At 36.3% G+C, this 6,541-nt stretch carries 7 protein-coding genes, 1 tRNA gene and 1 pseudogene; 4 read left to right on the top strand and 5 right to left on the bottom strand.

Features of this window, described 5'->3' with window-relative positions:
* Nucleotides 1-845, top strand: an 845-nt coding sequence (locus tag OZD62_RS03290) for a hypothetical protein (protein ID WP_275019425.1), incomplete at its 5' end; no start/stop codon positions are given.
* A gap of 26 nt (nt 846-871) precedes the next feature.
* Here the strand turns inward: OZD62_RS03290 and OZD62_RS03285 are convergent.
* From OZD62_RS03285 to OZD62_RS03270, 4 genes are all read right to left on the bottom strand, one after another.
* Nucleotides 872-1,651: an exodeoxyribonuclease III gene (locus OZD62_RS03285; RefSeq protein WP_010962977.1), complete on the bottom strand. Its 780-nt coding sequence runs from the start codon at nt 1,649-1,651 to the stop codon at nt 872-874.
* A complete protein-coding gene (locus tag OZD62_RS03280) occupies nt 1,651-2,358 on the bottom strand; it encodes a uroporphyrinogen-III synthase (protein ID WP_010962976.1) in 708 nt (235 codons plus the stop codon). The genes OZD62_RS03285 and OZD62_RS03280 overlap by 1 nt, the downstream gene beginning before the upstream one ends.
* A 253-nt stretch (nt 2,359-2,611) precedes the next feature.
* Nucleotides 2,612-3,109 (bottom strand): hypothetical protein, encoded by a 498-nt coding sequence (locus OZD62_RS03275; RefSeq protein WP_010962975.1) that lies wholly within the window; start codon nt 3,107-3,109, stop codon nt 2,612-2,614.
* A 70-nt stretch (nt 3,110-3,179) separates the two neighbouring features.
* Nucleotides 3,180-3,264: transfer RNA gene (locus OZD62_RS03270), tRNA-Leu, on the bottom strand.
* A gap of 62 nt (nt 3,265-3,326) precedes the next feature.
* Here OZD62_RS03270 and tldD point away from each other — a divergent pair.
* The 3 genes from tldD to OZD62_RS03255 all read left to right on the top strand — a co-directional run bounded on the left by tldD (nt 3,327) and on the right by OZD62_RS03255 (nt 6,279).
* A complete protein-coding gene (tldD, locus tag OZD62_RS03265; protein WP_010962974.1) occupies nt 3,327-4,745 on the top strand; it encodes a metalloprotease TldD in 1,419 nt (472 codons plus the stop codon).
* Nucleotides 4,746-4,800: 55 nt separating this feature from the next.
* Nucleotides 4,801-4,941: a hypothetical protein gene (locus OZD62_RS03260; RefSeq protein ID WP_153296798.1), complete on the top strand. Its 141-nt coding sequence runs from the start codon at nt 4,801-4,803 to the stop codon at nt 4,939-4,941.
* A 90-nt stretch (nt 4,942-5,031) separates the two neighbouring features.
* Nucleotides 5,032-6,279 carry an IscS subfamily cysteine desulfurase gene (locus OZD62_RS03255; protein WP_010081919.1) on the top strand — a complete coding sequence of 416 codons (1,248 nt, stop codon included), beginning with the start codon at nt 5,032-5,034 and terminating at the stop codon, nt 6,277-6,279.
* A gap of 34 nt (nt 6,280-6,313) precedes the next feature.
* On the opposite strand, the pseudogene OZD62_RS03250 reads toward OZD62_RS03255, so the two are convergent.
* Nucleotides 6,314-6,541, bottom strand: a pseudogene (locus OZD62_RS03250) (Rpn family recombination-promoting nuclease/putative transposase); the annotation flags it as partial.

Below are 6,541 nucleotides of genomic sequence, written 5' to 3'. Positions count from 1 at the left end.
TATCAGCTTATAAGGACATACTACTTAATAATGTCAATCCAAAAGATATAAAACCACTCAGTGAAGAGAATTTTTCTCAGTTTTTACTTTCTATGTTTAAAGAAATTAGAGAGCAAGGCTTAGCTAGAGAAGAGAAATTAAATAATGATAAAATACAACAAATAATAACCAAGTGTGTAGCTGATATACGTGGTACAGAAGCTAAAGATTCATCCATAAAGTTTGTATTGGAAATGCTGCTGCTGCTAATTGGAGGGATCAAAATAGACCCAAAAAATATTTCTGGCTCCTTTATGGATGGGATGAAAGAAAAAATACCATTCTTAGGTAAAGACAAGAAAGAAGAGGATGAACCACCACTCAGTGATGAAGAGATGGTAACAACGCTCTTAAGCAAGATCTTTTTTCCTGTCCTTCTTTCCACTATTCCAATGTTAATTTTTGGTCCTACTACACTCGGAGTAGTTCTTACTGCTATCGGCACAATATTTGCCATAAAAGGAGGAGTGGAGGTTCTTTTTTCAAATAACAAAAAAGGTACTTTGTATGACCCTAGCTCACAAGATAAAGATGATACAGAAAAGAGAGCAAAACTGAATGGAAAAATTCTCGAGGGCATTGATGATATTTTAAAAACCCCAGTTACAGAAGTTGAGAAAGGCACCTCTGTTTCTGAACAAATTTCCCAAGGAAAAGAAAAGAGTGAACAACAGCCTGTTCCTGAGCAAATTTCCCAGGTAGGAAACGAAAAAAGTGAGCAGCACGATCAATCTTGGACAGGAAAGGAAAACAAACGAAGGGAAAAACCACAGAGCAGCAAAGGTAAGACTACTCAGGTTTGCTAAAAGTGAATTGTGTAAGAGATCTGCTATTATTCTATAGCACATACAACAGGAGTATGGTCAGACGGATTTTCTAGCTTACGCAATCTATCATCTATGTAGCATGTTTCCAATTTATCTACAGCTTGTGGTGATAACAGCATATAATCTATTCGCATTCCTTGATTATTTCTGAGTGAATTGCCTTGATAATGCCACCAAGTGAATTGTTGCAAATTTGGGTGAGATATTCTAAACGCATCTTTAAACCCAAGATTCAAGATCGCTCTTAACTTCTCACGTTCTCTTATATGAAAGCACACTTGGCCATTCAATAAGTTTGAATCAAAAACATCAATTTCATCCGGTGCAATATTATAATCGCCAGCTATAATAGTTAACTCTTCATTCTTCAACAAAGTGCTCATCCTTTCATATAGGTTATCAAAAAACTTGAGTTTATATTCAAATGCGTGAGAGTCCGGGCTTTGACCGTTTGGCACGTATACACTTCCTACCCTTATCTTACTATTGGTATACTTTATCACGCACTCTATATAACGTGCTTCTTGATGACTTTCCACAATGTCAATTTTAAACTTCTCCAGTATCGGATATTTAGATAAAACACAAACGCCATTTCTTGCAACTTGTCCATAGATAGCATATTCATATCCTAACTTTTCTATCTCCGCATAAGGAAATTGCTCTTCCGTACATTTTATCTCTTGCAGCAAAACTATATCTATCTGACTATCAACTATAAAACTACAAAGTTGGTTAACTCTTTTACGTATGGAGTTTACATTCCAAGTTGCAATCTTTAGCATCAGCAATCCTTATTAATTATATCAATTAAACTCTCCCCAGTAGGCAACCTCGATGTTATAATTTTTTTCCACTTGATTAACTTTAAACTATCAGCAATGTTTTTACTCATGGTATATGCAACTGTATTATTCATCACATGAGATAGCCCACTTTTTAGAACTAATGAACAAAATACCCTTGCTGTCTGTGAGGAAAAAAAAGCAACACTACCAATTTTACCATCCAACAGTAAATTTTTACACCTATTAGTTAGACTCCTTTTAATGATTGTTTTATAGAGTACAACTTCTCTTACGTTAAAATCTTCTTCAGATAATCTCTTTTTTAGGTCACATGATACTTCTTGTCCTCTTATATATAAGAACTTTATTGCACTTGAATAGTGAGCTTTTATGAATGATATCAGACCATCAACGTTGCTGTCTGCTGAGATTATATCAGAAAATCCCAAATTTTTTGCAGCCTGCATGGTTGAATTACCAACTGTAATAATCGGAAAGTCATCCACTTTGCATATTTGACTAAAAGCCTTTACACTGTTTTTACTTGTGGATATTACAACGTCAAATTCGTGTGCAGATATATCAGGATTTAAGTACTTTATTGTGAATACTGGTTCTATATAAACTTTGTATCCATACTTTCTCAATATATTTCTTGTATTGAACGAATCCAATAAAGGCCTCGTTAATAAAATAGACTTCATTCTGATTTATTTCACTACTAGTAAAATAGTACCCTTTATACACAAATTACTGAATAAAAACTTTTATTTTGATAGCTTGAGCAATTATTCAAGTAATTTATGTGGAAGTAGGAGTACTAAGCGCTCCTACCCCAATAAGCCCACAATTTCTGCTTACACTTTTTTGACGCTAATTACATCGAACTCTTTTGAATGGCTTCCTTCAGTGGAATTATATAGCTAATATGCCTGTATAAGTTAAATAAGTTAATACTTAAGCTTGTACTCTTGCAGTATTTGAAGAGAGATTCTCAAGGACGTTTTTTGTCTGTGGTTCACTAATCATAGTTTGAACGATATTAGCTGCCATAATAACACAGCCTAGAATAAAAAAAGGCGTAGAAACAAAATAAATAACAGAAGACTCAAAAAGCGACATAGATGCAATACCTCCTATTAGAAATGAAGCACTGGATGCTATATCAAGATAGATCTTTGTTAACTTTTTTTGTCCTGGAGTGTTTTTTATGCCAGATTTCTTATTAAGATTCTGTTGTCGGGAATGATCATTTAGTGACCATATATTTAAAGCAAACGAAAGTGCACTGAATATAGTGCCGGCAATACTAAAATACAGACTTAAGACAGGAATATTCAAGACCAATGCCGCTATGTATCCAATGAAAGAGATAGTAGATAGTGTAGTAACTAAGCGTTTCGAGTAAGTTCGTACCTTCTTTCTGTAGGCTAACTTATCTTTTTCACCATACATAGCATAAATATTACCTAATATGTTATATTATAACATTAATTAATTCAATAAGCAATATGGAAGCTAAGAGTGCCCGAGAGAAGACTTGAACTTCCACAACTTAAAAAGTTACTAGCACCTGAAGCTAGCGCGTCTACCAATTCCGCCACCCGGGCTTTTTATGGTTTACTATGTTAAAGTTAAATAATATACTTAAACAATTTTTAGTTCAAAGGTAATGCCAAATCTAGATCAAATATTTTTTGCTCAAAACAATGTTAATATTAATAACGTATATAAAATAGTCAATAACGCTTTGAGCAATAGCGATGGTGGTGAGCTGTTTCTAGAATTTTGCCAGTCGGAGTCCCTGGTTTTTGAGGATAACATATTAAAACACATGGACTTGAATACTAGAAGGGGATTTGGTTTAAGGTCTTTTTGTGAAGATAGTACATCTTTCGTTTGTTCTTCTGAGATCAGCGAAAAAGAAATTAGTAATGCTGCTTCTATGGTAAAAAGCTCAGTGTCTTTAAACAAGACAAATTCAATAAATTTAAACGAAGAGACAAAAAGCCTATATTCGAGGATTAACCCTATAAATGAAATGGATCTGAATTCAAAGATTAAGCTACTCAATGAGGTTAATGAGTATGTAAGGTCCAAAAATAACTGCGTGAAGCAAGTAAAAATAACTCTAAGTGGAGAATGGCAAGTTGTACAAATAATAAAGGGTGATCACAGATTAAGCGATATCAGGCCTCTGGTACGTTTTAATGTGCTAGTCATTGTAGAAAAAGATGGCCGTACCGAAAGAGGTTCTGCAGGGCATGGTGGAAGGGACTCTTATAGTAAGTTTATTTCTGAGAAAAAGTGGAAAGAAGTTGCAAACCAAGCGTTAGAACAAGCACTGGTAAATCTTGAAGCAATTCCAACTCCAGCCGGAGAAATGACAGTCGTTTTAGGTCCAGGCTGGCCAGGAATATTGTTACACGAAGCCGTGGGTCATGGACTTGAGGGCGACTTCAATCGCAAAAAAGTCTCAGCATTTTCAAATTCTGTGGGTAAACAAGTAGCAGCTAGTGACATCACAGTAGTTGATGACGGAACTCTGCCCAATTTGCGCGGCTCTATCAGCGTAGACGATGAAGGCACTCCACCCAGTTATAATATATTGATAGAGGATGGGATCCTAAAAGGATACATGCAGGATCATATGAACGCTAAACTCATGGGTGTAAGCCCAACTGGTAATGGTAGAAGAGAAAGTTATAAAGAAGTTATTATGCCGCGCATGACAAACACCTATATGTTGCCCGGAAAGTATACACCGAAGGAAATAATATCTAGCGTAAAGAAAGGTCTATATGCAGTAAATTTCGGTGGTGGGCAGGTTGATATAACGTCAGGAAAATTTGTTTTTTCATCTTCGGAAGCTTACCTAATAGAAAATGGCAAAATTACACAGCCAGTAAAAGGAGCAACACTAATTGGTGACGGTCCAACAGTGTTGAAAAAAGTATCTATGGTTGGTAATGACTTAAAGTTAGATCCTGGTGTTGGCACATGCTCGAAAGATGGACAAAATGTGCCCGTTGGAGTTGGTCAGCCGACACTCAAAGTCGACGCAATAACTGTTGGTGGAACTGAGATATAGATAAGGGCTAAAACGGATTCCAGCGCACGGCGCACAGCTGTACAAACATTATGATTTGGAAGCAATTGCCACCAATAGGGTGTCATCCCAGTGTCTGGGCACTGCCTTTGTGTTTGAGGCAAAACTGGCTATAACATTTAACACACTGCTTTCGCAAATAAATGTTCGTACAGTTATGTGTCAGCTACTTGGATGACACTTTTGTACTTGATGCAAGATTATATCTTGAAAAAATTAAGTTTTAATGCTATAAAATGATTGTAAATTTTGTCTCCGTGGTAGCTTTATGAATGTTGAAAGTAAAAAAATACACGATGCTAAAATAAAATTACCAATATTTCTTGATTATCAATCTACTACTAAAGTAGATCCCCGTGTTTTAGAGGTGATGATACCTTACTTTGGTGAGTTCAGCAATGCACACTCTCGCAGCCATTCATTTGGTTGGACTGCTGAAGAAGCAGTGGAAAAAGCAAGGAAACACATCGCTGATCTGGTGAACGCAGATAGCAAAGAAATTATCTTTACCTCAGGTGCAACTGAGTCAAATAATACGGCAATCAAGGGCGTTGCTCACTTTTATAAAAATAAAGGAAATCATATAATCACTGTCTGCACGGAGCATAAGTGTGTTCTGGATTCTTGTCGGCATCTGGAAAATGAAGGCTTTAAAGTTACATATTTGCCTGTTAAGCAAAACGGAATTATAGATTTATCAAAGCTTGAGGAAGCAATTACTGATAAAACAATTTTGATTTCAGTAATGATGGTAAATAATGAAATCGGAGTAATTCAGCCTGTAAAGGAGATTGGTAAAATATGCAGAAAGCATAATATATTTTTCCATACAGATGCAGCTCAAAGCTTTGGAAAAGTTCCAATTGATGTTAATGAGATGTGCATTGATCTTATGAGTCTCTCTAGCCACAAAATTTATGGACCTATGGGAATAGGCGCATTATATGTACGTAGAAAGAATCCTCGTGTTAGGCTGATACCACTAATTAGTGGTGGTGGACAGGAAAGAGGCATGCGTTCTGGAACAGTTCCAACACCTCTTGCAGTTGGTTTTGGTGAAGCGGCACGTATTGCTAGAGAAGAAATGAAAAAAGAAACAACTAGAGTGGAAGAATTAAGGGATATTTTGTATAACAAGATAAAAGAAGCGTTTCCTGATATCGTTTTAAATGGTGATTATGAAAATAGAATTCCTGGCAACCTAAACTTGAGCTTTCCCTATGTTGAGGGTGAGTCTCTCATCATGGCAATCAAGGATTTAGCAGTAAGTTCTGGTTCTGCGTGCACGTCTGCGTCTCTTGAGCCTTCCTATGTAGTACGGTCGCTAAATAATGGCCATGACCTTGAGCATTCATCAATTAGATTTGGCCTAGGCCGATTTACAACTAGAGAAGAAGTTTTGTATGCAGCAGATCTTGTTGCTAAAAATGTTGGCCGACTGAGAGAAATGAGCCCACTTTGGGAGATGGTACAAGAAGGAGTAGATTTGAACACCGTGAAATGGGACTCTCATTAAATGTATCCGTTCCAACTGCAAATGCACTTTGAAATTACTCTGTACCGTTCACACTTAATTCTTCAATCTCACTAATAGAAAGGCCAGTAAATTTGACAATAGTGTTGACATCAACATTGTTAGCCAGCATTGCTTTTGCGACTTCGATTTTTCCTTCAATTTTCCCTTCCTCTTTACCGATTTTGATGCCTCTTTCTTCGCCAATTTGGATGCCTTTTTCAGTAGCAAGGTCAAGTCTGTATTCAAGAATGGCTTCTTCTTT

The organism is Wolbachia endosymbiont of Drosophila seguyi, from assembly GCF_028981765.1.
Classification (GTDB): domain Bacteria; phylum Pseudomonadota; class Alphaproteobacteria; order Rickettsiales; family Anaplasmataceae; genus Wolbachia; species Wolbachia pipientis.
Note: the sequence above shows the minus strand (reverse complement) of the source record. Positions and strands in the feature narration are given on the sequence as shown.

Excerpts from the sequence above, each read along its gene's own strand:
- OZD62_RS03285 (WP_010962977.1), bottom strand. The coding sequence starts at position 1,651 with ATGCTAAAGATTGCAACTTGGAATGTAAACTCCATACGTAAAAGAGTT.
- OZD62_RS03280 (WP_010962976.1), bottom strand. The coding sequence starts at position 2,358 with ATGAAGTCTATTTTATTAACGAGGCCTTTATTGGATTCGTTCAATACA.
- OZD62_RS03275 (WP_010962975.1), bottom strand. The coding sequence starts at position 3,109 with ATGTATGGTGAAAAAGATAAGTTAGCCTACAGAAAGAAGGTACGAACT.
- tldD (WP_010962974.1), top strand. The coding sequence starts at position 3,327 with ATGCCAAATCTAGATCAAATATTTTTTGCTCAAAACAATGTTAATATT.
- OZD62_RS03255 (WP_010081919.1), top strand. The coding sequence starts at position 5,032 with ATGAATGTTGAAAGTAAAAAAATACACGATGCTAAAATAAAATTACCA.